This is a genomic window from Actinocrispum wychmicini (assembly GCF_004345645.1).
Classification (GTDB): Bacteria; Actinomycetota; Actinomycetes; order Mycobacteriales; family Pseudonocardiaceae; genus Kibdelosporangium; species Kibdelosporangium wychmicini.
On record NZ_SLWS01000001.1, the window covers coordinates 1,192,067 to 1,215,571 of the forward strand.

The 23,505-nt window shown below is 69.2% G+C and carries 21 protein-coding genes and 1 pseudogene; 12 read left to right on the plus strand and 10 right to left on the minus strand.

Going from position 1 to position 23,505, the window contains the following annotated elements; translation table 11 throughout:
* Positions 1-72: 72 nt before the first annotated feature.
* Together EV192_RS06050 and EV192_RS06055 are read right to left on the minus strand one after the other, a co-directional pair.
* Positions 73-294 carry a hypothetical protein gene (locus EV192_RS06050; protein WP_132111841.1) on the minus strand — a complete coding sequence of 74 codons (222 nt, stop codon included), beginning with the start codon at positions 292-294 and terminating at the stop codon, positions 73-75.
* Positions 272-1,540, minus strand: a complete 1,269-nt coding sequence (locus EV192_RS06055) for a PspC domain-containing protein (protein WP_132111843.1) — start codon at positions 1,538-1,540, stop codon at positions 272-274. The genes EV192_RS06050 and EV192_RS06055 overlap by 23 nt, the downstream gene beginning before the upstream one ends.
* Positions 1,541-1,652: 112 nt before the next feature.
* Between EV192_RS06055 and EV192_RS06060 the strand changes: the two genes are divergently transcribed.
* The 5 genes and pseudogenes from EV192_RS06060 (at position 1,653) to EV192_RS06075 (ending at position 7,726) form a co-directional block, all read left to right on the plus strand.
* Positions 1,653-2,933, plus strand: a complete 1,281-nt coding sequence (locus tag EV192_RS06060) for a PspC domain-containing protein (protein ID WP_424923340.1) — start codon at positions 1,653-1,655, stop codon at positions 2,931-2,933.
* Between the two features lie 13 nt (positions 2,934-2,946).
* A pseudogene (locus tag EV192_RS06065) lies at positions 2,947-3,570 on the plus strand (response regulator); the annotation flags it as partial.
* 118 nt (positions 3,571-3,688) lie between these two features.
* Entirely contained in the window at positions 3,689-4,288 is a 600-nt protein-coding gene (locus EV192_RS53655; protein ID WP_165960147.1) for a hypothetical protein, read from the plus strand.
* Between the two features lie 343 nt (positions 4,289-4,631).
* Positions 4,632-6,005 carry a serine/threonine protein kinase gene (locus EV192_RS06070; protein WP_132111847.1) on the plus strand — a complete coding sequence of 458 codons (1,374 nt, stop codon included), beginning with the start codon at positions 4,632-4,634 and terminating at the stop codon, positions 6,003-6,005.
* 68 nt (positions 6,006-6,073) lie between these two features.
* Complete coding sequence (locus EV192_RS06075; protein ID WP_165960223.1) at positions 6,074-7,726, plus strand: serine/threonine-protein kinase; 1,653 nt, start codon at positions 6,074-6,076, stop codon at positions 7,724-7,726.
* Here the strand turns inward: EV192_RS06075 and EV192_RS06080 are convergent.
* Positions 7,723-8,628 (minus strand): LysR family transcriptional regulator, encoded by a 906-nt coding sequence (locus EV192_RS06080; RefSeq protein ID WP_132111849.1) that lies wholly within the window; start codon positions 8,626-8,628, stop codon positions 7,723-7,725. The two genes, EV192_RS06075 and EV192_RS06080, sit on opposite strands and share 4 nt — an antisense overlap.
* An 83-nt stretch (positions 8,629-8,711) precedes the next feature.
* On the opposite strand from EV192_RS06080, the gene EV192_RS06085 reads away from it, so the two are divergent.
* Complete coding sequence (locus EV192_RS06085) at positions 8,712-9,812, plus strand: DMT family transporter (protein WP_132111851.1); 1,101 nt, start codon at positions 8,712-8,714, stop codon at positions 9,810-9,812.
* 152 nt (positions 9,813-9,964) lie between these two features.
* On the opposite strand, the gene EV192_RS06090 is transcribed toward EV192_RS06085, so the two are convergent.
* The 6 genes from EV192_RS06090 to EV192_RS06115 all read right to left on the minus strand — a co-directional run bounded on the left by EV192_RS06090 (position 9,965) and on the right by EV192_RS06115 (position 13,624).
* On the minus strand, positions 9,965-10,831 hold the full coding sequence (locus EV192_RS06090) for a hypothetical protein (RefSeq protein ID WP_132111853.1): 867 nt from the start codon (positions 10,829-10,831) through the stop codon (positions 9,965-9,967).
* Between the two features lie 47 nt (positions 10,832-10,878).
* On the minus strand, positions 10,879-11,592 hold the full coding sequence (locus EV192_RS06095) for a PIG-L deacetylase family protein (protein WP_243726649.1): 714 nt from the start codon (positions 11,590-11,592) through the stop codon (positions 10,879-10,881).
* A 98-nt stretch (positions 11,593-11,690) separates the two neighbouring features.
* A complete protein-coding gene (locus tag EV192_RS06100) occupies positions 11,691-11,996 on the minus strand; it encodes a hypothetical protein (RefSeq protein WP_132111855.1) in 306 nt (101 codons plus the stop codon).
* Between the two features lie 120 nt (positions 11,997-12,116).
* Positions 12,117-12,419, minus strand: a complete 303-nt coding sequence (locus EV192_RS06105) for a chorismate mutase (protein ID WP_132111857.1) — start codon at positions 12,417-12,419, stop codon at positions 12,117-12,119.
* Positions 12,420-12,578: 159 nt separating this feature from the next.
* On the minus strand, positions 12,579-12,959 hold the full coding sequence (locus tag EV192_RS06110; protein WP_132111859.1) for a DUF1707 SHOCT-like domain-containing protein: 381 nt from the start codon (positions 12,957-12,959) through the stop codon (positions 12,579-12,581).
* Entirely contained in the window at positions 12,956-13,624 is a 669-nt protein-coding gene (locus EV192_RS06115) for a DedA family protein (protein ID WP_132111861.1), read from the minus strand. Before EV192_RS06115 ends, EV192_RS06110 begins: the two co-directional genes overlap by 4 nt.
* Positions 13,625-13,906: 282 nt before the next feature.
* Between EV192_RS06115 and pcrA the strand changes: the two genes are divergently transcribed.
* The 3 genes from pcrA (at position 13,907) to EV192_RS06130 (ending at position 17,439) form a co-directional block, all read left to right on the plus strand.
* On the plus strand, positions 13,907-16,246 hold the full coding sequence (pcrA, locus tag EV192_RS06120) for a DNA helicase PcrA (protein ID WP_132111863.1): 2,340 nt from the start codon (positions 13,907-13,909) through the stop codon (positions 16,244-16,246).
* Between the two features lie 132 nt (positions 16,247-16,378).
* Positions 16,379-17,074 (plus strand): aspartyl/asparaginyl beta-hydroxylase domain-containing protein, encoded by a 696-nt coding sequence (locus EV192_RS06125; protein ID WP_207925896.1) that lies wholly within the window; start codon positions 16,379-16,381, stop codon positions 17,072-17,074.
* Positions 17,075-17,202: 128 nt separating this feature from the next.
* Positions 17,203-17,439: a hypothetical protein gene (locus tag EV192_RS06130; protein ID WP_132111867.1), complete on the plus strand. Its 237-nt coding sequence runs from the start codon at positions 17,203-17,205 to the stop codon at positions 17,437-17,439.
* On the opposite strand, the gene EV192_RS06135 is transcribed toward EV192_RS06130, so the two are convergent.
* Positions 17,429-18,178, minus strand: a complete 750-nt coding sequence (locus EV192_RS06135; protein WP_243726650.1) for a M23 family metallopeptidase — start codon at positions 18,176-18,178, stop codon at positions 17,429-17,431. The two genes, EV192_RS06130 and EV192_RS06135, sit on opposite strands and share 11 nt — an antisense overlap.
* Positions 18,179-20,407: 2,229 nt before the next feature.
* Here EV192_RS06135 and EV192_RS06140 point away from each other — a divergent pair.
* The 3 genes from EV192_RS06140 (at position 20,408) to sucC (ending at position 23,503) form a co-directional block, all read left to right on the plus strand.
* The gene (locus EV192_RS06140) at positions 20,408-21,871 is read left to right on the plus strand and encodes a hypothetical protein (RefSeq protein ID WP_132111869.1); all 1,464 of its coding nucleotides are present in this window, start codon (positions 20,408-20,410) and stop codon (positions 21,869-21,871) included.
* Positions 21,868-22,206, plus strand: a complete 339-nt coding sequence (locus EV192_RS06145) for a hypothetical protein (protein ID WP_132111871.1) — start codon at positions 21,868-21,870, stop codon at positions 22,204-22,206. The genes EV192_RS06140 and EV192_RS06145 overlap by 4 nt, the downstream gene beginning before the upstream one ends.
* Before the next feature lie 121 nt (positions 22,207-22,327).
* Positions 22,328-23,503 carry an ADP-forming succinate--CoA ligase subunit beta gene (gene sucC, locus EV192_RS06150; RefSeq protein ID WP_132111873.1) on the plus strand — a complete coding sequence of 392 codons (1,176 nt, stop codon included), beginning with the start codon at positions 22,328-22,330 and terminating at the stop codon, positions 23,501-23,503.
* Positions 23,504-23,505: the final 2 nt, after the last annotated feature.

Below are 23,505 nucleotides of genomic sequence, written 5' to 3' on the forward strand. Positions count from 1 at the left end.
ACGCCGACGGCCCGCCCAAGCGAGGGGCAAGGGCGGGCCGTGGTGCGGGACAGCGCCCGCGAGTAGTGCGGGTCAGCGGTTGCGGCGGCGGACCGAGCTGCCGAACAGCAGCAGGCCCACCAGGACCGCGCCGCCGGCGAGCAGCCAGCGCGGGTCGAAGTGCGGCAGCCACGTCCTGCCGTCGGTGAGTACGTACGCGGACATCAGCAGGGTCGCGATTCCCGCGAGCATGGTCAGCACGTCCGGCCGGCGCTTGCGGTCCGGGTCTCGCTCAGCCACGTCGTACCTCCACATTTCCGGTGCTGGCCCGGACGTCCAGGGTGATCTTCAGGCCGCTGGTGCCGCTCTGGGTGGCGCGCACCCGCGCCGGGATGCCGTTGTCGCGCTGCCCGAGGCACTCCACCGAGCCGCGGCTGGCCGAGCAGTTGACGTCCACTTCCGCGTTGGCGGGCACGATCACGACCGCGTTGCCCAGGCCGACCTTCACGTTGGTCCGCACCGGTTCGGTCGACTTCAGGGCCGTCAGGTCCAGGTTCACCGAGCCGCCCCCGAGGGTGTAGTCCGAGCGGAGCTCCTGCACCGACGCCGGCGTGTCGTTGATGGTGCCCCACTCCTCACCCACGACGGCGGGACCGCCGCCGGGCCCGGTGTTGGTGAGCACGAACCCGCCCAGGGCCAACGGCACCGCGAGCCCGATCAGGCCACGGCCGCCGCCCAGGAACGAGCCGCCGACCATGCCGATGCCGATGACCGCCAGCACGATCCCCACGATGTGCGGTACTGAGAGCCAGGCCGCGTAAGGCGCCGCCAGCACACACGCGCCGCCGATGACGAGCGCGGCACCGAGCGTGATCCCGCCCACTCGGGCGCGCTTACGCCGTACGGGTGGCTCCGGCTCGGGGTTCACCGGGGTCGGTTCCGGCAGGTCCCACGCGAACGGCGCGGCACCCAGCGGATCCCAGGCCGGTGGGTCGGTGCGCGGTGGCTCCGGGTCTGTCACGGGCGTGCTCATGTCCATCCCCAAGTTCGGCTCGGGATCCTGCGGCCGGGCGGTGGTGGTGGTGTTCAGTGGCGGCTGCCGCGCGGTCTGCTGGCCGAGGGACGCACGGTTGCGGTGTAGCAGGTACATCGCCACGACCAGCAGGATCAGCCCGATCAGGCCGTTGCCGTTGCCGTTGAACGTCCAGAACGACACGCCGATCAGCGCCATGCACAGCAGCACTGTGAACGCCGTCCCCGTGCTGCTGCGGCCCTGGTGGACCATGGACATGAACGGCGCTTCCTCGTCGTTCTGCTCCGGGAAGAACAACCAGCCCAACAGGTACAGCAGCACCCCGGCGCCGCCGCCGAAGACCGTGGTCACGACCAACGCGACCCGGACGATCACCGGGTCGATGGCGTACCGGTTGGCGATGGCCTGCGCCACGCCCGCGAACATCCGGCCACGGCGTGGCCGACGTGGCCGGCTGGCCCAGAAGTCCTTGAGGGTGTCCTCGACGCCGGCCAGCGGATGGGTCTGCTGTCGCTGTCCTGAACTCACGCAGACCAGGATGCGCTGAAAGGGCGGCTGACCACATCAGGGCACTCCCCTGACCTTGCCCCGGGGGCGTTCCCTGATGACCGACTCAGGCAAACCGTGTGACCATTCACGGGTGGCATTGCAGCTTCGACGCGACCGGACGGAAGTCGCCGACCCGACGGTCCCCGAGATAGAGCGGCTGTACCGCAGGCGCTCCGGCCGAACCGTCGCCGGGATCGCCGGCGGTCTGGCCGACCATCTCGGTGTTGACGTGCTCTGGGTGCGGCTGGCGTTCGCCGCCGCGGCGGTCGCGGGCGGCGCGGGCGTGGTGGCCTACGGGCTGCTCTGGATCTTCGTGCCGCAGCAGGACCCGGACGTCGAAGCGCCCCCGACCTCCCGGCGGGAACACCAACAGGCCGTCGCGCTCATCGCGCTCGGCCTGGGGGTCGCGCTCGCGACGAACACGCTGATCGGCGCGTTCAACGGATGGGCGGCCGCCGCGTTGGCCGTCACTGTCGTCGGTGGCGCGATCGTGTGGCGCGAGGCCGACGAGGCGGCGCAGCGCCGCAAGGGCAAAGACAGCCAGATGTTCAGCGGCGACCGCAACGCGCTGGTGCGGGTGCTGTCCGGCGTCGCCCTGGTCGTCACCGGTGTCGCCGGGTTCCTCCTGAAAGCCGTCGGCGACCTGCAGCAACCGCAGTTCGTGATCGCCGTGGTGGTGGCGGTGCTGATCGGTGTGGCCCTGGTCACGGTGCCGTGGTGGCTCCGGCTGGTCCGTGACCTCACCGAGGAGCGCCGCAAGCGGATCCGGACCGAGGAACGCGCCGAGATCGCGGCCCACCTGCACGACTCCGTACTGCAGACACTCGCGTTGATCCAGAAGCAGTCGGACGCGCCCCGCGAGGTGCTCCGGCTCGCCCGCGGCCAGGAACGGCAGCTGCGGACCTGGCTGTACGGGCCGACCGGGTACGGCCGGGACGAAGCCGCGCAGGTGAGCGGGCCAACCACGCTGTCCGAGGCGATCGCGACCGCGTGCGGCGAGGTCGAGGACGCGTTCGCGATCAAGGTCCAGCAGGTCGTGGTTGGCGACGTCGAGCTGGACGAGAAGCTGACCGCGCTGGTCCAGGCGACCAGGGAGGCGACCGTGAACGCGGCGAAGCACGCCGGCGTCGGCGAGGTCAGCGTGTACGCCGAAGTCGAACCCGACCGGGTGAACATTTTCGTCCGGGACCGCGGCAAGGGCTTCGATCCGGCGGCGGTTTCCGAGGACCGGCATGGCCTGGCCGACTCCATCCGGGGCAGGATGGACCGCAACGGGGGAACGGTCCGGCTGCGGACCGCCCCCGGCGAGGGCACCGAGGTGCACCTCGAGATGTCACGGAGCACAGCCTCCGTGGCACGCGCGGAGCGATGAGGAGGCCGACGGCGTGACTGAAAGCACCCAGCGACGGGTCCGGGTTTTCCTGGTCGACGACCACGCGCTGTTCCGCGCGGGCGTCCGCACCGAGCTGGACTCGATCACCGACGAGATCGAGGTGGTCGGCGAGGCCGGCACGGTCAACGAGGCGGTCACCGGGATCGCCGCGAAACTTCCCGACGTGGTGCTGCTCGACGTGCACATGCCGGACGGCGGCGGGGCCGAGGTGCTGCGCCAGATCCGGCCGACGCACCCGGCGGTCGTGTTCCTCGCGCTGTCGGTGTCCGACGCGGCCGAAGACGTGATCGCCGTCATCCGCGCGGGCGCGCGCGGGTACGTCACCAAGACGATCACCAGCCAGGAACTGGTCCGCTCGGTGGTCCGGGTCGCCGAGGGCGACGCGGTGTTCTCCCCCCGGCTGGCCGGTTTCGTGCTGGACGCGTTCGCCGACCGGCCGGGGGCGGCCCCGATCAGCGACCCCGAGCTCGACCTGCTCACCCCCAGGGAGCGGGACGTGCTGCGGCTGTTGGCGCGTGGTTACGCCTACAAGGAGATCGCGTCGGAGCTGTTCATCTCGGTGAAGACGGTGGAGACGCACGTTTCGAGCGTCCTGCGCAAAACCCAGCTGTCTAACGGCTCCCGGCCCGTTCGACGGACCTCAGCCGCAGGCCACGCGGCACGACACGACGCCGAACACGCACCGCCGCCCGCCCGCGCGGACCAGGCAACTCGCCAAGCTGGCGGGTCTGGGAGTGGCGACCGGCGTGCTGTGCGCGTCGATCATCGCGGCCTCGGTCATCAACACGCACCGGCAGGCGGCAGCCAACGCCGCGGCCCGGCCGTCCCTGGAGACGACCGACCAGCAGGCACTGCTGCCGAACCTGTTCACCCTCGGCCCCGGCACGCCCACCGACGGGAACCGGACCGTGACCGGGCTGCCGCTGCCGAACAAGGGCGCCGCGGCCACGTCCATCGACACCGGTCCCGGTGCCGCGACCCAGCCCGAGCAGAAGAAGGGCGCCAGCAGCCACCCCGTCTTGGCCGAGAGCCCGATCAACGCGGAACTGGTCCGCCGGTACTACGACCTGCTGGCCAACCACCCCAACCAGGCCCTCGGCCTGTTGGACGACGCACTGCTCGGCTCGGACATGTCGCGGTTCGTCAGTTCGTGGTCCCAGGTCCGCGGCATCCAGGTGCTCGACGTGCAGCAGCGGCCGGACGGGCTGCTCGCGATCGTCGAGGCGGTCCTGCCGGACGGCGGCACGGCCCGTGTCCAGCAGTTGCTCAAGGTGACCAGCACGTCACCGCAGCGCATCACCGGCGCGGAGATCATCTCGGCACAACGAAGCTAAGGTTGACCCGGCTGGGGCCCATCCTCTCGTCAGAGGGTGGGCCTCACCCACATCTGGTGTGCCTGTCGATCCCTGTGGGTACTCACATCACCATGGCCACACCCGAACGGGCTAAGCTGGTCGGGCTCGAGAGCCTCGGGCGAATGTGGCGTTGGTCTCAGTCGTCGGCCATGGCGCTACGTGACCCACGTGCGGCGCGTATCCAGGTAACGGTCTTGTGGCCGTGCGCGAAGAGTGAGCGCATAGCCTGGAGCCCGTTGCCCGCATCCGAGGCGCGACGGCAACGGGGTTGTCCGCGGTTCAGGAAGATCGCCGGCGAGCTGTTCGCGGGCAGGGAGGTGTCGTGAGCGACGAAGGCCGACTGGTCGCCGGTCGCTACCGGCTCATGCACCGTATCGGCACCGGCGCGATGGGGGTCGTCTGGCAGGCCAGAGACGAACGGTTGAACCGGGTCGTCGCGGTCAAGCAGGTCCTGCTGCAGTCCGGGCTGTCGGCCGACGAGATCGACGAGGCACTGGAGCGGGTTCAGCGGGAAGGCCGGATCGCCGCGAAGCTGCACCACCCGAACGCCGTGACGGTGTTCGACGTCGTGGACGACGACGATGCCCCATGGCTGGTCATGGAGTACGTCCCCAGCCAGAGCCTGGCGGCGGCCATGAAGGAGCGCGGCGCGTTGCCGCCGTTGGAGGTCGCCGCGATCGGCGCGCAGATCGCGGCCGCGCTGGCCGCCGCGCACGCGGCCGGGATCGTGCACCGGGACATCAAGCCGGGCAACATCCTGCTCGCGGACAACGGCGCGGTGAAGATCACCGACTTCGGCATCTCCCGCGCAAGCGACGACGTGCAGGTCACCAAGACCGGCCTGATCGCGGGCACCCCGGCGTACCTGGCGCCGGAGGTGGCCTACGGCAAGGACCCGACCCCGCCGACGGACGTCTTCTCGCTCGGTTCGACGCTGTACGCGGCGGTCGAGGGTGAGCCGCCGTTCGGTCTGAGTGAGAACACCCTGGGCCTGTTGCACGCCGTGGCCGCCGGCAAGATCAATCCGCCGCGCTACGCCGGGCCGCTCGCGCCCGTGCTGATCTCGTTACTCGCGGCCGAGGCCGAGGAGCGGCCGACGGCGGCGCACGCACGGGACATGCTCGCCGCTGTGGCCCGCGGCGACCTTCCGGACGTGCCCGAGACCAGGACCATGTTCGCCGGTCCGGCGACGGATCCACGGACCCGTGCGCTGAACCAGCAGCCGCCGCGCTCGCGTACCGGGGTCCGGCCCGCGGTCCCCGGCGGTTCCCGGACGGGTGTGCGTCCCGCGACCGGTGGAGGGTCCCGGACCGGGGTCCGGCCGGCGACGGGGCCGCCACCGAAGCAGTCCAAGCGGCCGTTCGTGATCGGCGGGATCGCGTTGGCCGGCTTACTCGGCATCGGCGGCTACCTGATCGCGGCCAGTCCCGGCCATCAGGAGAACCCGGAGCCGTCGAAGGTGAACAGCAGCCAGACCACCCAGGCGCCGCCGAGCATCTCGTACACCACACCGTCGGACGCGCCGTCCACCACGTCCCCGCCGAAGTCGACGCCCAAGTCCACCCCGAAGTCGTCGGTCGAGCCGCCGAAGTCGTCCTCGAGTTCGAGCTCGGCCCCGCCGAGCACCTCGTCGACCCCGAAGTCCTCGACGTCGAGCACCAGCTCGACCCCGCCGTCCACGAGTAGCAGCCGCTGAGACAACCTTCTGGCACCCTCAAACGACATATCACCAAGAGACAAATCCAGCCGTACGGGAGTTAGGCGTTGCCCTCCGACGAAGACCGCCTGGTGGCGGGTCGATACCGACTGGGACAGCGCATCGGCAGCGGTGCGATGGGCGTCGTGTGGCAGGCGCTCGACGAGCGGCTGCACCGCACGGTCGCGGTGAAACAGCTCCTTCCCCAGCCGGGTGTGAGCCCCGCGCAGGCCGAAGAGGGCCGGCTCCGGTCGATGCGGGAGGGCCGGATCGCCGCCCGGCTGCAGCACCCGAACGCCATCACGGTGTACGACGTGGTGGACGACGACGGGCAGCCGTGGCTGGTGATGGAGTACCTGCCGTCCCGCAGTCTCGCCGCCGAGCTGGACGAGCGGATGACGATCCCGCCGCAGGAGGCCGCGAGGATCGGCGCTGAGGTGGCCACCGCGCTCGTGGCCGCGCACGCCGCGGGGATCGTGCACCGGGACATCAAGCCCGCGAACGTGCTGCTCGGTTCGGAGGGCAGCGTCAAGATCACCGACTTCGGCATCTCCCGCGCGGTCGGTGACGTGACCGTGACGGCAACCGGCATGCTCGCCGGCACGCCCGCGTATCTCGCGCCCGAGGTCGCCAAGGGCATGGAGCCAACGCCGGCGTCGGACGTGTTCTCCCTGGGGTCGACGCTGTACGTCTGCGTCGAGGGTCATTCGCCGTTCGGGTTGAGCGAGAACACCCTCGCGCTGCTGCACGCGGTCGCGGCCGGCAAGATCACCCCGCCGCGCCAGGCCGGTCCGATGACCGCGCTGTTGATGCGGTTGCTACGGACCGACCCGGCCGAGCGGCCGACCATGATGGCCACCAAAGAGGCGCTGTCGGCGATCGCCGCGGGCCGTTCGGTCCCGCCGGGTGTCCTGAGCGGCACGTACGACGGCCCCACGGTCGCGCACCGCACACCGCCGCCGATCTCGGCCCCGATCCCGGTGCAGCAGCCGCCCAAACCGCACCAGGTGACCAGGTTGGACGCCAACCCGCTGGCCGAGCCGCGAAGAACCGCACCGGGCGGCTTCGGTCCGGTGAGCTCGACCGGCTCCGGCAATCCGGTCGGCCCGGTCGGTCCGGTCGACCACACACCGCCCACGGCGCCGAAGCCGGGCCGGGATGTCAAGCGGATCGTGCTGACCGTGCTCGCGATCATCGGTGCCGCCCTGGTCGGTGTGCTCGTCGCGAGCCTGTTCACCCGCTCCAAGTCGACCGACGCGTCGCCGGGGCCGACGACACCGCTGCCCACCACGAGCGTCACGGTCACCCAGACAGGCAGCTCGACGCCGAAGCCCAGCACGTCCAGCAGCCGGACGTCGTCGTCGAGTTCGTCGTCCTCCTCGTCCAGTTCGAGCAGCTCGCAGAGCGACAACCTCGACGGCGGCGACGACTTCGTCAAGCAGTACTACGACCTGCTGCCGCAGAACCCCGAGGCGGCCTGGAACGAGCTGACCCCCAAGGCGCAGGCGAAGAGCGGCGGCAAGAAGGCGTTCTTCGACTTCTACGCGGACTTCGACGACGTGAAGGTCGTGGACACCAACCAGAACGGCAACATCGTCACCGGGACGGTCAAGTTCAAGAAGAAGAACGGCGGCGAGACCTCCGAGGGCTACCGGTTCGTCCTCGTCAAGCAGGGCGACAAGTTCCTGATCGACGACTTCGCCAAGACCAATGGGGGCTAGCCGGCGACCTTCGCCGCCACCTCGGTGAGCGCGCTCAAGAACGCCTTCACAGCCGGGTTTTCCGCGTTCGACTGGCGGATCGCGGCATAGATCTCGCGGACCACGGTGGGCTTGCGCACCCGTCGGGCGACCACGCCCGAGTGCGGGTTGTCCAAGCCGAGCCGGGGAATGAGCGCGACGCCGAGGCCGGCGGCCACAAAGCCCTGCGCGGTCTGGTAGTCCTCCGCCTCCACCGAGAAGTGCGGGGTGAAACCCGCTGCGGCACAGGCGTTTCGGACGACCTCGGCGCACGGTCCGCTGTGCCATTCGGCGTTCACCCACGGCTCGTCGGCGAGGTCGGCCAGATCGAGGACGCGTTTGCCGGCCAGCCGGTGGCCGCGCGGCAGCACCACGCGCAGCGGGTCCTGCAGCAGGTGGATCAGTTTCAGGCCGGTCCGCATCGTGTTCACCCGGTGGTTCAGCACGATCGCCACGTCCGCGTTGCCCGTCACCACCTCGGGCAGCGGGTCCTCGGGGTCGATGAGTTTCATGTCGATCCGCAGGCCCGGGTGTTCCTTACGGAGCCGCACTATCGACGGCGGCACCAGGGCGATGCCCGCGGTGGCGAAGTAACGCACCGACAGGTAGCCGGTTCGGCCCGCTTTCAGATCCTTGAGCGCGGTCTCCGCGTCCGTCAGGTTCCTGCTGAGGATCTCCGCGTGGTCGGTGAGCAACTGGCCGGCCGCGGTCGGGCGGACACCCCGGCCGACGCGCTCCAGCAACGGGATACCCGCCTCCCGCTCCAGCACGGCCAACTGTTGGCTGACCGCGGACGGCGTGTAGCCGAGGTTTCCCGCGGCCGCCGTGACCGAACCGCTGGTCACGACCGCCCTGAGGATCTGCATCCGGCGCACGTCCAACATGGACCGACCTTACAGGATTACTTAACGGTTGATGTACATAATTTCACTTGTGCTGCCAAGTTAGCTCCGGCACCGTTGGCGCCATGGGCGGCAAGGGCACGTTGGCGCGGATGTGTTTACTGGCGCTGCTGTGGGGATCCAGCTTCCTGTGGATCAAGCTGGCGCTGCGGTCGTTCTCCCCCGGCCAGATCGCCCTCGGCCGGATCATCCTCGGCGCGGCCGTCCTTTTCGCCCTGACGTACGCGGGTCGCAAGCGTTTGCCGCGTGGCCGCCGGACGTGGGCGTACCTCACGGTGGCGGCCTTCTTCGGCAGCGCGCTGCCGTTCTTCCTCTTCGGGCTGGGCGAGAAGACCATCGACTCGGGTCTCGCAGGCGTACTGAACGCGACGACCCCATTGTGGGCGTTGCTGATCGCGGTGGTGTTCCGGATGGAACGCAACCTGTTCTCGCTCAAGATGCTCGGCCTGCTGCTGGGGTTCGTCGGCGTGCTGGTGATCTTCGCCCCCTGGCAGGCGCACGGCCTGGCGAGCTGGGGTTCGCTGGCGGTCCTGGCGGCCGCGGCGAGCTACGCGGTCGCGTACACATGCATCGGCCGCGCGATGACCGGCAGCGGTGTGGCGCCGATCGCCCTGTCCGCCGGGCAACTGCTGATCGGCACCGGCATGAGCGCGCTGATGCTGCCGATCGACGGGTTCGGCCCGATCACGATCCAGCCGGTCAGCGCGCTGGCCGTGCTGATCCTCGGCCTGTTCGGCACCGGGTTCGCGTTCGCCCTGAACTACCGGCTGATCGCGGACGTCGGCGCGGTGACCGCGACCTCCGTGGGCTACCTGCTGCCGGTGGTGTCCGTGCTCCTCGGTGCCGTCGCGCTGCACGAAGCGATCACCGTCCGCGTGGTGATCGGCATGGTCGTCGTGCTCGTCGGTGTCGGGCTGACGCGCTGGCAGCCCAGGCAACGGCCCGCTGACGAGATCGAGATCACACCAGCCGTCGGTCAGAGGCCCAGCGAGACAGTTCGTAACGCCATCTCCTCGGTGACGGCCTCGTCGCGGGACGGGATGCGAACCGGCGCCGGCCGGTTCTTGATCAGCTCCGCAACGGTGATCGATCCGGCACGCATGTGCCGGCGACCAGTCGTGGGACGATCCACTGTTACTTCCTCGCCTGTGTCTTCTGACAGCTAAGTCTTCTTACAGCTGGTGTTCGATACGGCTTGTCGAGTACCCGGCGCTACCACCCGTTCGATCGATCGGGGGTGTGTAACACCTCGTCTGTAGCTCGATTGGGCCAGCGGTGACCGCCGGCATTGCCTGTATCGGCCCGTTCGGGCGAGGACTTAATGGGTAACTTCGGAACTGATCTTCGGATTGCTACCGGAGGTGAACCGCAGGCGCCGTTGCTCGGTGTACGTGGTGCCGTCCTTCTTGGTGACGGTCACCTCACTGACCGTGGTCCCCTGGTTCGGGTCGATGCCGATCCGCCGCACCTGGATCGATTTGATGTCGGCGTACCGCGCCTTGAAGGCGTCCGCGCCCTGCGTGCGCATGCCGCCGGTAGTCATCTGGTACGCCGCGTCCGGGTTGCTCGTAACCGCTTTGTAGAAGGCTTCGGTCCGGTCGCCGATCTCCTTCGGGTCGTTCATGGCGAGCGCGATCCCCGGCATGGTTTCGCGGACCGGCGGAGTGTACGTCGGCGACGGAGGCGCGCTCGGCACGGTCGCGCTGTCCGTCAGCGTGGCCTGCGGGCTGCTGTCGGTCGGCGGCCGGCGGGTCGCGGTCACGCTCGACTTCGGCTCGGTGTGCCTGTCGCTGGTGTGCGTCGGCCTGGCCGTGTCGGTCGCCGTCGGGTCGGTCGGCGTGAGGATGAGCATCGGCAGGCTGGGGTAGTTCGGCAGCGCGTCGATCGTGCTCGGACTGCGCGGCTGGCCCATCAGCGCGGACGCGGCGAACACCAGGCCCACGACCACGGCGAGGGACGCTCCCACGGCGAACCACGCGGCCGTTCGCCAACTGCGCGGCGGCGTCACCGAGGCGGGAACCGTGCCGAGGTCGAACTTGCGCAGGCCGGGCACGGTCTGCTCGACCAGGCTCTCCGGCTCGATCCGGGCATGGGCGGGCGCGTGCGGGTACTGGATCGCGGGCGTCCACGTGCCCGGATGCTGGCTGTGGCGGCCGGTCGCCGCTCCCTGCTGCCCGCTGGTCATGCTTGTGTGACCCTTCTCACTGCCTGTCATGACGCGACTACGCAAGATCACGACGGCAAGGTGACCACCTGGAACTCCTCGCCCAGCCGACCGGCGCCCAACCCGTGCTTCCCGGCGACCGCGCCGAACCCGGCACGCAGGTCGTCCTCAAGGCTGGCCCACGCCCCGACCTGGGAGACGTGCGACCGCAACGCCTGGATCTTGCGGGCGAACGTGTCGGTGACGTCCACGACGTGATTGGGCAGATGAGCTGGCGCGTCGCTGATCCACAGCTCCTGGACCGACCAGGGCTCCAGCCCCTCGTCGTCGAGCAGCTCGGGGAACGCGTGCGGGTTGCGGGCGTCCGGATAGACGGCGGCGACCGTGGCCTCGCCCACGGCACGGTGGTCCGGATGGGAGGTGACGATCCGGTCCCAGTTGATCTCCGGCGACCAGGTGAGCACGCGGTCAGGACGCACTTCGCGGATCACGCGGGAGATGTCCTCGCGCAGCTGGAGGGAAGCGACGACGGCGCCGTCCGGGTGGGTCAGGAACGTGACGTCCTGCACACCGAGCACAGCGGCGGCGGCTCGCTGCTCGGCCATCCGCCGCTCGGCGGTCGCACCTCGGTCCGCGCCAGCCGGTCCGCTGGCCTCACCACGGGTGCAGACACAGTACGAAACCTTGATCCCGGCGTCGGTCCACCTCGCGACCGTGCCGCCCGCACCGAAGTCGACGTCGTCGGGATGGGCGGTGACGACCAACGCTGTCCCAGTGCTCACCCACGCCAGGGTAAGCGGTGCCGAACCACCAAGATCCCCCTGGTGGGGCGCTGAAACCAACGTCGCACGACCGGGTGAAACGCCTTGACAAGGACCGACTACGAGTCGCTCTTGTACTTCTTCTGGGTGGACTCCAGGGCCTTGATGGCCACGCCGCCGGAGGCCGCGCCCAGCAGGATCGCCAGGACGTCGAGGAACCCGCCGCCCAGGCTGAACAGGCCGGCGATCACGGCCCCCGCGGTGGTCACCCCGGCGACCGGCCACCGGCTGGTGATGTACCGCGCGACGTCACCACCGCCCGCCCGTCGCTTCGCGGCCGAGTTCAGCATGGCGAGGTAACCCACGTGGGCGAGGACACCCACCAGAGCCACAATGACGACGATCAAGGCGATCAAGTCCAGCATGACTCCAGTGTGCCCGTTTCTGGACCGACACGGATGGGTGATCGCCCGGATCGTCCCCTGAGATTGCCTGTGATGTCGCCCGCTCACGGCCTGTTTCGAACAAGGACCTCGACGCAGGCCCTAACGGCCGAGCCGGCCACGCCCCAGGTTCAGCAGCGCCATCGCCAGCTGGCGGCCCTCCGGCCCCAGTTCCCGGTAGCGGGCCAGCACGTCCATCTCGCGGTTGTAGACGATCTTCGGCCCGCCCGCGGCCATCCGGGCGGCGCCGATCGTCTTGGACACCTCCACCCGGCGTTTCACCAGCCGCAGTATTTCCGCGTCGAGCCAGTCGATCTCCTCGCGCAGCTCGGCGATGTCCGGCGTGGCCGTCGCGGCCGTCGCGGCGGCTGGGGTTTCCGGCGTGTCCTCGGTGGTCGGGGTCATCGGCTCAGTCCTGTCTTTCGGGAATCCAGGCCCGGAGCCGACGAAGCCCCCGGGTCCGAGGACTCCGGGGGCTCGTGGAAGCTGCGCGCGCGTCAGGCGACCACGGGAACCGAAGTCCGGGTCCCGTAGTAAAAGTAAAATCGCCCTGTCCGCACGGGTTCATCCTGACACAAGTCGGCGCCGCCAGTCGACCCGGGTGTGGACGACGAGGCTGACGACGAGCCACCCGATCGGGAACGCGGGCCAGAAGAACGGGATGCCCGACAACACCCACCGCGCGATCAGCAGCGCGCTGACCAGCACGACCACAGCGGCGTGGATCCGCAGTGGCCGGGCGGGCAGGCGACGGGCGGGTGGCCGCTGCCGTGGCAGGTCGCTGGTGAGTTCGGTGAGTTCGTGCCGATAGCGCGCGGCGTACACGGCCGCCAGGCGCTCCTCGGTCTCGGTGAGGGTGAGCCGGCCTTCGCCGCCGGCCGTCTGGACTGTGGAGGCGACTTCGTGACGTTCCGCGTCCGAAGCCAGGACCTGCTCTGTACTCATGCCCCCATGGTCTGCGCGTACTCCTCGCGCGGCGTCGGCTCGGCGTCGTCATCTTCGGCTACGTCGTCCGACGTAGTCCGCTTCAGCAGCTTGCCGAGCACGACCGACCCGATCACCACGCCACCCAGGACCATCACCCACGACAGCAGGCCCGAGTCGATGAACTGGCTGACCCCGGACAACGCGGCCCCGACCGCGGTCCAGATGGCCGCCCACACCACCGACGAGATCGCCGCGAACAGCGTGAACCGGCGCAGCGGCATCCGCAGCGCCCCAGCCAGGACGGGTGCGAGCGTGTGCGCGACCGACACGAACCGCGCGGTCACCAGCAACCAGCCGCCGGTGTCCCCGACCAGGCGTTCGGCCTGCGCCCACCGTTTCGGTCCGGCCTTGCGCCCGACCCAGCCGTGCTTGATCGCCGGGCCCATCCACCGGCCGAGCCCGTACCCGGCCAACTGCCCGGCCAGGCACCCCACGGCCGCCGCCACCCCGGCTATCGGCGCCCATGACACGTGCAGCACCCCGATGCACGCGCCGACCAGGACCTCGCCCGGCAGGATGACGCCGATGACGAGCGTGGTCTCCAGGAACGACAACACGAAGATCGTCACCAGCACCAACACCGGCGCCAGTGCGTGCAGGTTCGGCATCAGATCCTCGAACACGATCTCGTCCCCCAGTCTCTCTCCCCGGCTGTTTCCGCACTTCAGACTCTCGCCTGGCGACGGCGTACGGATCAGGGATGCGCCCCCGAAAACCCTGGAAACGGTCCCTGAATACCCGGTGAAGCCCCCTACGACCAGGGAACCCCACCCCGTCTACCTGGGCAAACCAATTTCGGCCTGGTTCTATGCCTGACGAACTGGCCGGGTCCTGTGACCTGAGACCCGCACACTTGTGCGAGGCGCGCGGGGTTTTGTCGGTGGGGGCGAGTACGGTTTACCGCGATGAGCGCCCTGTTCGAGCTTCCCGGAACCACCCCCGTCAACCCGGCCGTCGCCGCCCTGATCGACGGGCTGAACGACCGACAGCGTCAGGCCGTCGAGCACAGCGGGTCGCCGCTGCTCGTGGTCGCGGGCGCCGGATCGGGCAAGACCCGGGTGCTGACCAGGAGAATCGCCTACCTGCTCGCGGCGCGGGACGTGCATCCCGGGCAGATCATGGCGATCACGTTCACCAACAAGGCCGCCGCGGAGATGAAGGAGCGTGTGGCCGACCTGATCGGCGGCCGCGCCCGAGTGATGTGGGTCTCCACGTTCCACTCGATGTGCGTGCGGATCCTGCGCCGTGAGGCCAAGTCGTTGGGCATGTCGTCGAACTTCTCGGTGTACGACTCGGACGACACCCGCCGGCTGATCACGCTGGTGGCCCGTGATCTCGATCTCGATCCGAAGCGGTACTCGGCGCGGTCGCTCGCGGTGCAGATCTCGAACCTGAAGAACGAGCTCGTCGGCCACGAGGACGCGGCCGGGCGCGCCACCAACGACTTCGAGCGCCGGGTCGCCGAGGTCTACAGCACGTACCAGAGCAGGCTGACCCAGGCGAACGCGTTCGACTTCGACGACCTGATCATGCGCACGGTCGAGCTGCTGCAGGCGTTCCCGGAGGTCGCCGAGTACTACCGGCGGCGGTTCCGGCACGTGCTCGTCGACGAGTACCAGGACACCAACCACGCGCAGTACATGCTGGTCCGCGAGCTGGTGGGGACGGGCGAAAGCGGCGTCGAGCCGGGCGAACTGTGTGTGGTCGGCGACGCGGACCAGTCGATCTACGCGTTCCGCGGCGCGACGATCCGCAACATCGAGGAGTTCGAGCGGGACTACCCGCAGGCCACCACGATCATGCTGGAGCAGAACTACCGCTCGACGCAGACCATCCTGTCCGCGGCCAACGCGGTGATCTCCCGCAACGAGGGCCGCAAGGACAAGCGGCTGTGGACCGACCAGGGCGACGGCGAGAAGATCGTCGGCTACGTCGCCGACAACGAGCACGACGAGGCCGCGTTCGTGGCCGGCGAGATCGACCGGCTCGTCGACCAGGGCGACGCGAACAACAGCGACATCGCGGTGTTCTACCGCACCAACAACCAGTCCCGTGTGTTCGAGGAGATCTTCATCCGGCTCGGGCTGCCGTACAAGGTCGTCGGCGGCGTGCGGTTCTACGAGCGACGGGAAGTCCGGGACGCGTTGGCGTACCTGCGAGTGCTCGCCAACCAAGAGGACACGGTGTCGTTGCGCCGGATTCTCAACGTGCCCAAACGCGGCATCGGTGACCGCGCGGAGGCCGTGGTGGCCACGCACGCCGAGCAGGAACGGATCTCGTTCAACGCCGCGCTTCGCAAGGCCGCGGCGGGCCAGGTGCCGTTGCTCAACCCGCGTTCGGAGAGGTGCATCAGCACGTTCGTCGAACTCGTGGACTCGTTGCGGGCGTTGGTCGGCGACGGCCTCGGCGTCGCCGAACTGCTTGAGGCGATCATCGACCAGACCGGCTACCAGGTCGAACTGGAGGAGAGCGAGGACCCGCAGGACGCCACCCGGCTGGACAACCTGCGCGAACTGGTCACCGTGGCCAGGGAGTTCGCCCAGGTGCCGCCGCCTGTCGACGACGAGGAGACCGCGCCCCGGCAGGGTTCGCTCGAAGCGTTCCTTGAGCGGGTGTCGTTGGTGGCGGACGCGGACCAGGTGCCGGACGCCGAGTCGGACGGAGTTGTGACGCTGATGACGTTGCACACCGCCAAGGGCCTGGAGTACCCGGTCGTGTTCAGCACCGGTTGGGAGGACGGCGTCTTCCCGCACCAACGGGCGTTGAGTGACCCGGTCGAGCTGGCCGAGGAGCGCCGGCTCGCGTACGTCGGCATCACGCGTGCGCGCGAACGCCTGTACATCTCGCGCGCGATCATGCGGTCCGCGTGGGGACAGCCGTCGACCAACCCGGCGTCCCGGTTCCTCGACGAGATCCCGGCCGACCTGATCGACTGGCGCCGGCTCGAACCCGTCCGCCGGTCCGGCCCGTCCGCGGCGACCACGTGGGGCAGCCGGACCGGATCGGACTCGGCCCAGGCGCGGATCGCCGAGCAGGGCATGCGGTCCACGCCGTTCAAGGGATGGAAGGACACCCCGGCGCTCAAGCTCGAAGCGGGCGACCGGGTGAACCACGACAAGTACGGCCTCGGCACTGTCGTCGCCACCGACGGCGCCGGCCCGCGCGCCACCGCGACCATCGACTTCGGCAGCTCCGGCACGATCCGGCTGATGCTGATCGGGAGCGTCCCGCTCGTCAAACTCTGAGCTGATGACGAATCAGGGACGCCTACGGGTGTTCCCGGATGCGTGTCGCGCATCGTGGGTACAAGATCTTGGATGGGAATCTCGGGGGACCACTTTCCGAGTGAGGTAACTAGCACGCGTATCGGAGAATTTGTGAACACCAAGCCCATCCAGGACGCCGTCAGCAACTGGTTCCGCCGCACCGCGGGGGGTGACCAGCGGCCGGTGATGTTCGACATCGACCGGACATACCCGGCCTTGCGTCGGCTCGACCACGCGTATTCGGACATTCGGAGCGAGTTGGAGGAGGTCATCAAGGATCGGGATGTGCTGCCCGCCTACCACGACCTCGATCCGGACCAGGCGGACATCTCGAACGCGACGCCCAAGGAGTGGAAGATCTTCTACCTCTGGGCGATGGGGGAACGAGCCGAGCCGAACGCGACGAAGTGCCCGAAGACCACCGCGCTGATTTCCTCCATCCCGAACGTGTTCCAGGCGTTCTTCTCGATCCTGGAGCCGGGCAAGTCGATCCCCGAGCACGAGGGCCCGTACTGCGGGTACCTCCGCTACCACCTCGGCCTGATCGTCCCGCCGGACTCGCCGCCGAAGATCCGCGTGCGTGACCAGTGGTACACGTGGCAGGAGGAGCAGAGCGTCCTGTTCGACGACAGCTGGAACCACGAGGTCGTCAACGAGAGCACGGGTGAGCGGATCGTCCTGATCGTGGACATCCTGCGGCCGATGCCGCTCCCGCAGACCATCATCAACCACGGCGTGGCCCGGGTGGCCCGGTACGTCTACGGTCGCAAGGTCATGAAGCGGGCCGCGGCCGGCATGACCGGCTGAGACTCTCGTTCGGGCAGGTCGGGCCGGATCTCCCGGCCCGAACCTCGCTCACCTGTGCGAAAACTGTCAGACCCCCATGCTTGACTAGCACCTATGAAGATCACAAAGGTCAAGCAAGGGGTAGCGCGGTGGACGAAATCCTGTTTCGGGCGCTTGTCGAAGCTGTCGACGGCTATCTGGGCAGGGTCGAGCGGATCGCCGCGCTCTCCTCGGAGGCCGGTATCGAGCTGGCCAGGCTCGTCGGCGCGTGGCGCTCCCTGCTCGGACAGCACCCACCCGCCCGGCGCGGCCGGTGCGCGGGGTGCCGGGCACCGGGGATGTGCTCGGTCTGGCAGGTCGCCGGGGCGTGGTTCGTCAGAGCGTGATGCCGCGCGCGGCCAGCCAGGTCTGCGGGTCGATCTTCTTGCCGCTCGGGTCCCAGACCTCGAAGTGCAGGTGGGTGCCGGTGGACTGGCCGCGGTTGCCCATCCGGGCGATCTGGTCGCCGGCCTTGACGCGTGCGCCTTCGTGCGTGGTGATCGAGTCCATGTGGCCGTAGACGGTGATGTAGCCGTCCGGGTGCTGGATCCGGACCCACAGGCCGAACCCGCTCGCCGGGCCGGCCTCGATCACGACGCCGTCGGCGACCGCCACCTCCGGCGACCCGAACTGTCCGGCGATGTCCACGCCGAAGTGGTTCGTGCCCCACCGGTAACCGAAACCGGACGTGAACACGCCCTGGGCCGGCTTCACGTACTTGGGCCCGGCCGCCTCCTGCTTGGCCGCGTTGTCCTGCGCGGTCCGGCTGGCGATCATCTGGGCGCTCTTGGAGAACTTCTGCGCCTCGACACCACCGTCGGTCGTGTGCGCGACAGTCAGGATCTCAGGAGCGGCCGAAGAGTCACCACCAACGCCGAACGCGGCCGACGCGTCCACGGGGGCGATGTCGTCAGACGGCGAAGAGCCCTTGAGGGTCTGACCAGCCGCGGCCGCGGCGATCGCGCCGAGCGCGACGGCGGCGACAACCACGCGTCCGCGCAGCGCTGCGGGAGGCGCCGGGAGGCGGTGTACGCCTCGGCGGTCGCGGGTGTCGTCACTGGTGCGCTCAAGCGCCTCCAGGACCACCGCGGACCGTGTATGGCCGCCGGGGGAGCGGTGCTGGGACAAAGCCTGCCCTTCTGCCTCGGGGAGATCCGGGCGGCACCTCAGCTCGCGGGGGCGAGCGTCGGCGGCGGACACCGGGCGGGGGATCCCGGGTGAGTGGCTCGGGGAAACCACTCTGTCCAGCCGTGACCGGACCGTGACAACGGACCGGGGGACAGTAACGAAGGGAGACAGTCCACGGCAACTTCCCAGACGCCCGTTGTGCCGTCCAGGTTGCCCAGAAAGCCCACTATCCAGTGACTATTACCCAAAGTTAAATCCACATAACACGCCAGGATGTGATCTGCGTTACCCCATCCGAGCGACCCACCCCCTCCCCACCCCCTCCCCACCCGCCCAACCAACCCACCCAACGAACCAACCCACCCACCCAGCCTCATCCCATCCGCCAAGCCGAGCCTCACCCATCCACCCGCCCAACCTCCTCCGGCCGACACACCCACCCTCGTCCCGCGCGCGCCCACCCTCGTCCCGCTCACCTCGTCCCACCGACATGTCCACCCTCGCCCACCGACCTGTCCGGCCTCATCCGTCCGCGCACCCATCCCACCCACCCAGCCTCAGTCCGTCCCCACGCCCAGCCTCATCTGACCGACACGTCGAGCCTCGTCTGTCCGCGCACGCATCCCACCTACCCAGCCTCAGTCCGTCCCCACGCCCAGCCTCATCTGACCGACACGTCGAGCCTCACCCATCCGCACACTCATTCCATCCGCACACCCAATTCCATCAGCGCACTCACCCCATCAGCGCACTCATCCCGTCCGCCGAGCCTCGTCCCACCGCATGCCCCCACTCACGCGCCCAGCCCGTCCATCCCACGCACCCCATCCCACGCACCCCATCCCGTCCGCCCAGCTTCATCCCGCCTGCTCAGCCTCGTCCCGCCGACACGTACAGCCTCATCCCATCCGCAGACTCATCCCGTCGGCCGAGTCTCATCCCACTCGCGTGCCCCGCTCACCGCGGCCAGCCCGTCATCCACACGCCCCCATCCACGCACCAGCTTCATCCCGCCCGCCAAGCCTCGGCCCCCCGACACGCCCTGCCTTATCGACCCCCACACCCCATCCCACCCACCCAGCGCTCGTCCCATCCCGCCTCGTCGCACACACCCAAACTGCATCCCGTCGACGCGCCCAACCTCGTCCAACCACGCCCCATCCCACGCGCCCAGCTTGATCCCGCCCGCGCACCCAAACCTCATCCTGTCGACATACCCAGCCTCATCCACCCACGCACCCAATCTCACATGCCAGCCTCATCTCACCCACACACCGAGCACCTCACTCGACCCACACCTGATACCTCACCCCACTTACACCGCGCCTCATCGAACCGCCCCATCCCCACCGCCCCACCAAGCTCCACAGCCCGCCAAGCCCACTCAAGAAACCGGACAACCCCCCCATTACCACCCCCGGAAAGCCCAACAGCCAGGCCGACATCGACAAGCCGATCATCTGTCCGTCCATCGCCCGCCCCTGCCTAAGTGCACCTCGGCCGTCCTTAGTCCCGGCGGCCCTCGACTCGGCGGCCGTCAACCCGCCTGGGACGGCGGCTGTTTTCGCACGCCGGCAGCGGGGCCCGGTGATCAAGGGTGGTGGTCGGAGTGGGTGGGGCGTTGGCGAAGGGGCAGTTGGGATGGGTCATTCGGGCGGTGACGGGGGTGATGGTCTGGGGCTTTGTGTTGATGGGCGGGTTTGGGGGTTGGGGTGGGGTGGTGGATTTGGCGGCCAGGCGGGCCGGGGTGGTGGGGGCTTGCTAGGTTCGGGGGCAATGAGCTCCCGGACTCGATCTTCGGACAGCCGGCCGGCGCGGTCGTCGGCGGGCGATCAGGCAGATGGCGACGGCGACCGGACAGATGCTGTCGGCGGCCGGTCGGATGGTGGCGGTGCCGCCGCTTTGTCCCCTCGGGTTGGGTGGGGGGATGTGCCGCTGCTTTTGAAGGTCGCGGTGGTGGTCGCGGCTTTGGCGGCTGGGCTTCTTTCCGTTGGGCCGTTTGTCGGGGTGGTCAGTCCGGAGTTGACGCCCGCGTATCACAGTGGGTTTCTTCTCGTTCTGCTCGCTGCTGTGCCGGTGGTGTTGGCTGTCGGTTTGCTTGTGGGTGGGCGGGCTGTTGGGGCCGCTGGGGTGCTTGTCGGGTCTGCTTTGTTGGGGCTCGGGCGGGTTTTTCGGGACCTTCAGCTGGTGTCCGGGCCGCTGGTGGCTTCGCGGCCGGAGTTGGCGGTCGCGACGAGTTTGGCGCCGCTGAAGGCAGGCACCGGGACTTGGCTGCTGATCGCTGGGAACGCGCTGACCCTTGTGGCCGGGATGCTTGTGATTGTCCGGGCCGGGGCGCGGCCGGGGTCGGTTGTCGCCGTCGAGTTCGAAGAGGATGGTGGGCAGCGCAGGCAGTTGCTCGCCGGCGGGCTGGTTTTCGGTGGGTTGGCCACGCTTGGCCTGCTGATGCCGGCGTTCTATTCGGACAACGCGTTCGTGCTCACCCCCGACCTGATGAACGGGCCCGGGATGGCCGCCGCCGGTGGGTGGCTGATGGCGGCCGCGGCCCTGTTCGGTTCCGTTCTCGCCGCCACCTCGCAGTCGCCGAAGTTCGGCCGGGGTGTGCTGCTGGGGTTGGGTGTCGCGGTCCTCGGGGTGTTGCTGCCGTCGCAGATCGCGGCCGCGGCCGTGGAGTGGCTGCAGACCGATGGTCTTTCGGTCGTGGCCACGGTCGGCGCGATCGGGCTGATCGGCACCGCGGTCTGGCCGGCCGGGTACGTGCCGTGGCGGCAGAGCGAGACGAAGCTGGGCACGCTCACCACGTACCGGTCGCACGTCGTCGCCGGTGTGCTCGCGATCCTGGCCGGGATCACCGGGCTCCTCGGCCGGGCAGCCGACCTGGTCGTGGTGGAGCGCCCCACGGACAAGCCGATCACCCAGACCGACCTGCTCATCCTCTTGTCGAGGGTACGTCCCCAGTCGTACGCCGACCGGCTTCTGCTGCCCGCCGGGCTGTTGCTGCTCGTGCTCGGCGTGCTGTTGCTGATCAAGCCGATCGCCGCGGCCGTACGGCCGGCGTTGAGCGTCGGGTGGGTGGCGATGCCACTCGCCGGCCTGGGCGCGCTCGACGCGGTGGTCACGGCCACCAACACCAGCACCGCGATCCGCTCGGGCACAGGTGTGGTGTGGACGGTCATCGCGGTCGTCCTGGCCATCGCCGCGGCGGTGTTCGCAGGCGCGGCAGGTGGGCTTGAACGGGACACCCTCGAACAGGACGAGGAACGGCGTACGAATATCGTCCTGGCCGCCCCGATCGTGGCCGCGGCCATGTTCGCCGTCGGCGCCTTCGGCTTACCGACGATGCGCGCGGCCGAGTTCGCCGCCCCCGGCCTTTGGCAGAACCTCCGGCTGGCCTCGTGGGGCTTGTTGCTTGCTGTGGTGGCCATACTCATCGCCATCGGCATCGCCACCCGCAGCCGCCCAGGGCGGGCTGCCATGTTGTTGCTGGGCGCGGCCGCGGTCGTCGGCGTGCACGCCATGGAGTTCCCGTTGACCTCCGCGCGCGCGGCGGGCGCGGAGGTCGGGCCCGGGACATGGTTGTCGCTGGCGTGCATCGCGGCGTTGGTGATCAGCGCGTTCGTGGCCCTGGCGGTACGTCCAGAGCGGCGATGACCCCGATCAGGGTGCTGCTGGTCGAACTCGAACCGGACGACCTGGCGACCAGGACACTCGCGCGGGCACTGCGGGACGAAGGTGCCGAAGTCGTTTACACGTCCGCCCACACAGCAGCGGAGGTCGCAGCCACCGCCGCCCAGGAGGACGTCCGCGCCGTCGGGTTCGTCGTACGGTCCGACGAGCACAGGCGGATGTGCGCTGAGCTGGCCGGACAGGACGGCATCGTGGTGTTCGCCACTGTCGAAGAGGACACACCCGAAACCGGTGGAATCGCAGTTTTTCGGGACGGATCCGTGGCCGCGATCGTGGCGTGGGCCGAAAAACTGGGTTGACATGTGGCGGCGGTCACGCCCGGTGACCGACCTCACCAGGTCCGGCGCCCCGGCCCGCGAACCAGGTCGCTAGGGTCTTTTCGTCCAACGCAGTGCGCATATGGTGGAGCAGGAGCTCTCAGTGGACCTGTACGAGTACCAGGCGAAGGACCTCTTCGCCGCCCACGGAGTGCCGGTGCTGCCGGGCTCCGTGGCTGACAACCCCGAAGACGCCAAAGCGATCGCCGCTGGCCTCGGTGGCCGCGTCGTGGTCAAGGCCCAGGTGAAGACCGGCGGCCGCGGCAAGGCCGGCGGCGTGAAGCTGGCCGACGACCCCGAGGACACCCAGGCGAAGGCCAAGGGAATTCTCGGCCTCGACATCAAGGGCCACATCGTCCGCCGCGTGCTGGTCACGCCCGCGTCGGACATCGCCGAGGAGTACTACTTCTCGTTCCTGCTCGACCGGGCGAACCGCAAGTTCCTCGCGATGGCGTCCGTCGAAGGCGGCATGGACATCGAAGAGGTCGCCGCCACCAAGCCCGAGGCGCTGGCCAAGATCCTGATCGACCCGATCGAGGGGGTGGACCTGGCCAAGGCCAACGAGATCGTGGCCGCCGCGAAGTTCCCCGAGGCGGTCGCCGGCCAGGTCGCCGACGTCATCGTCCAGCTGTGGGACGCCTTCGTGGCCGAGGACGCCACCCTGGTGGAGGTCAACCCGCTGGTCCGGGACCCACGGGACAAGATCTTGGCGTTGGACGGCAAGGTCACGCTGGACGAGAACGCGTCCTTCCGGCACCCGGCGCACGCCGACCTGGTGGACGTCGCCGCCGAGGACCCGCTCGAAGCCGCGGCCAAGGCCAAGGACCTCAACTACGTCAAGCTGGACGGGCAGGTCGGGATCATCGGCAACGGCGCCGGCCTGGTTATGTCCACTTTGGACGTCGTGGCCTACGCCGGGGAGCGGCACGGCGGCGTCAAGCCGGCCAACTTCCTGGACATCGGCGGTGGCGCGTCGGCCGAGGTGATGGCCAACGGGCTGGAGATCATCCTGTCCGACCCGGACGTGCGCAGCGTCTTCGTGAACGTGTTCGGCGGCATCACCGCGTGCGACGCGGTCGCCAACGGCATCGTGCAGGCGTTCAAGCTGCTGGAGTCCCGCGGCGAAGCGGTCACCCGGCCGATCGTGGTCCGGCTGGACGGCAACAACGCCGACGAGGGCCGCCGCATCCTCACCGAGGCCGCGCTGCCCGGCCTCGAACAGGTGGACACAATGGACAACGCGGCCGACAAGGCCGCCGCGCTTGCAGCGGGGGCGTGAGA

Excerpts from the sequence above, each read along its gene's own strand:
- EV192_RS06080 (WP_132111849.1), bottom strand. The coding sequence starts at position 8,628 with ATGTTGGACGTGCGCCGGATGCAGATCCTCAGGGCGGTCGTGACCAGC.
- EV192_RS06090 (WP_132111853.1), bottom strand. The coding sequence starts at position 10,831 with ATGACCAGCGGGCAGCAGGGAGCGGCGACCGGCCGCCACAGCCAGCAT.
- EV192_RS06110 (WP_132111859.1), bottom strand. The coding sequence starts at position 12,959 with ATGAGTACAGAGCAGGTCCTGGCTTCGGACGCGGAACGTCACGAAGTC.
- EV192_RS06100 (WP_132111855.1), bottom strand. The coding sequence starts at position 11,996 with ATGCTGGACTTGATCGCCTTGATCGTCGTCATTGTGGCTCTGGTGGGT.
- pcrA (WP_132111863.1), top strand. The coding sequence starts at position 13,907 with ATGAGCGCCCTGTTCGAGCTTCCCGGAACCACCCCCGTCAACCCGGCC.
- EV192_RS06145 (WP_132111871.1), top strand. The coding sequence starts at position 21,868 with ATGACCCCGATCAGGGTGCTGCTGGTCGAACTCGAACCGGACGACCTG.
- EV192_RS06050 (WP_132111841.1), bottom strand. The coding sequence starts at position 294 with ATGTGGAGGTACGACGTGGCTGAGCGAGACCCGGACCGCAAGCGCCGG.
- EV192_RS06105 (WP_132111857.1), bottom strand. The coding sequence starts at position 12,419 with ATGACCCCGACCACCGAGGACACGCCGGAAACCCCAGCCGCCGCGACG.
- EV192_RS06085 (WP_132111851.1), top strand. The coding sequence starts at position 8,712 with ATGGGCGGCAAGGGCACGTTGGCGCGGATGTGTTTACTGGCGCTGCTG.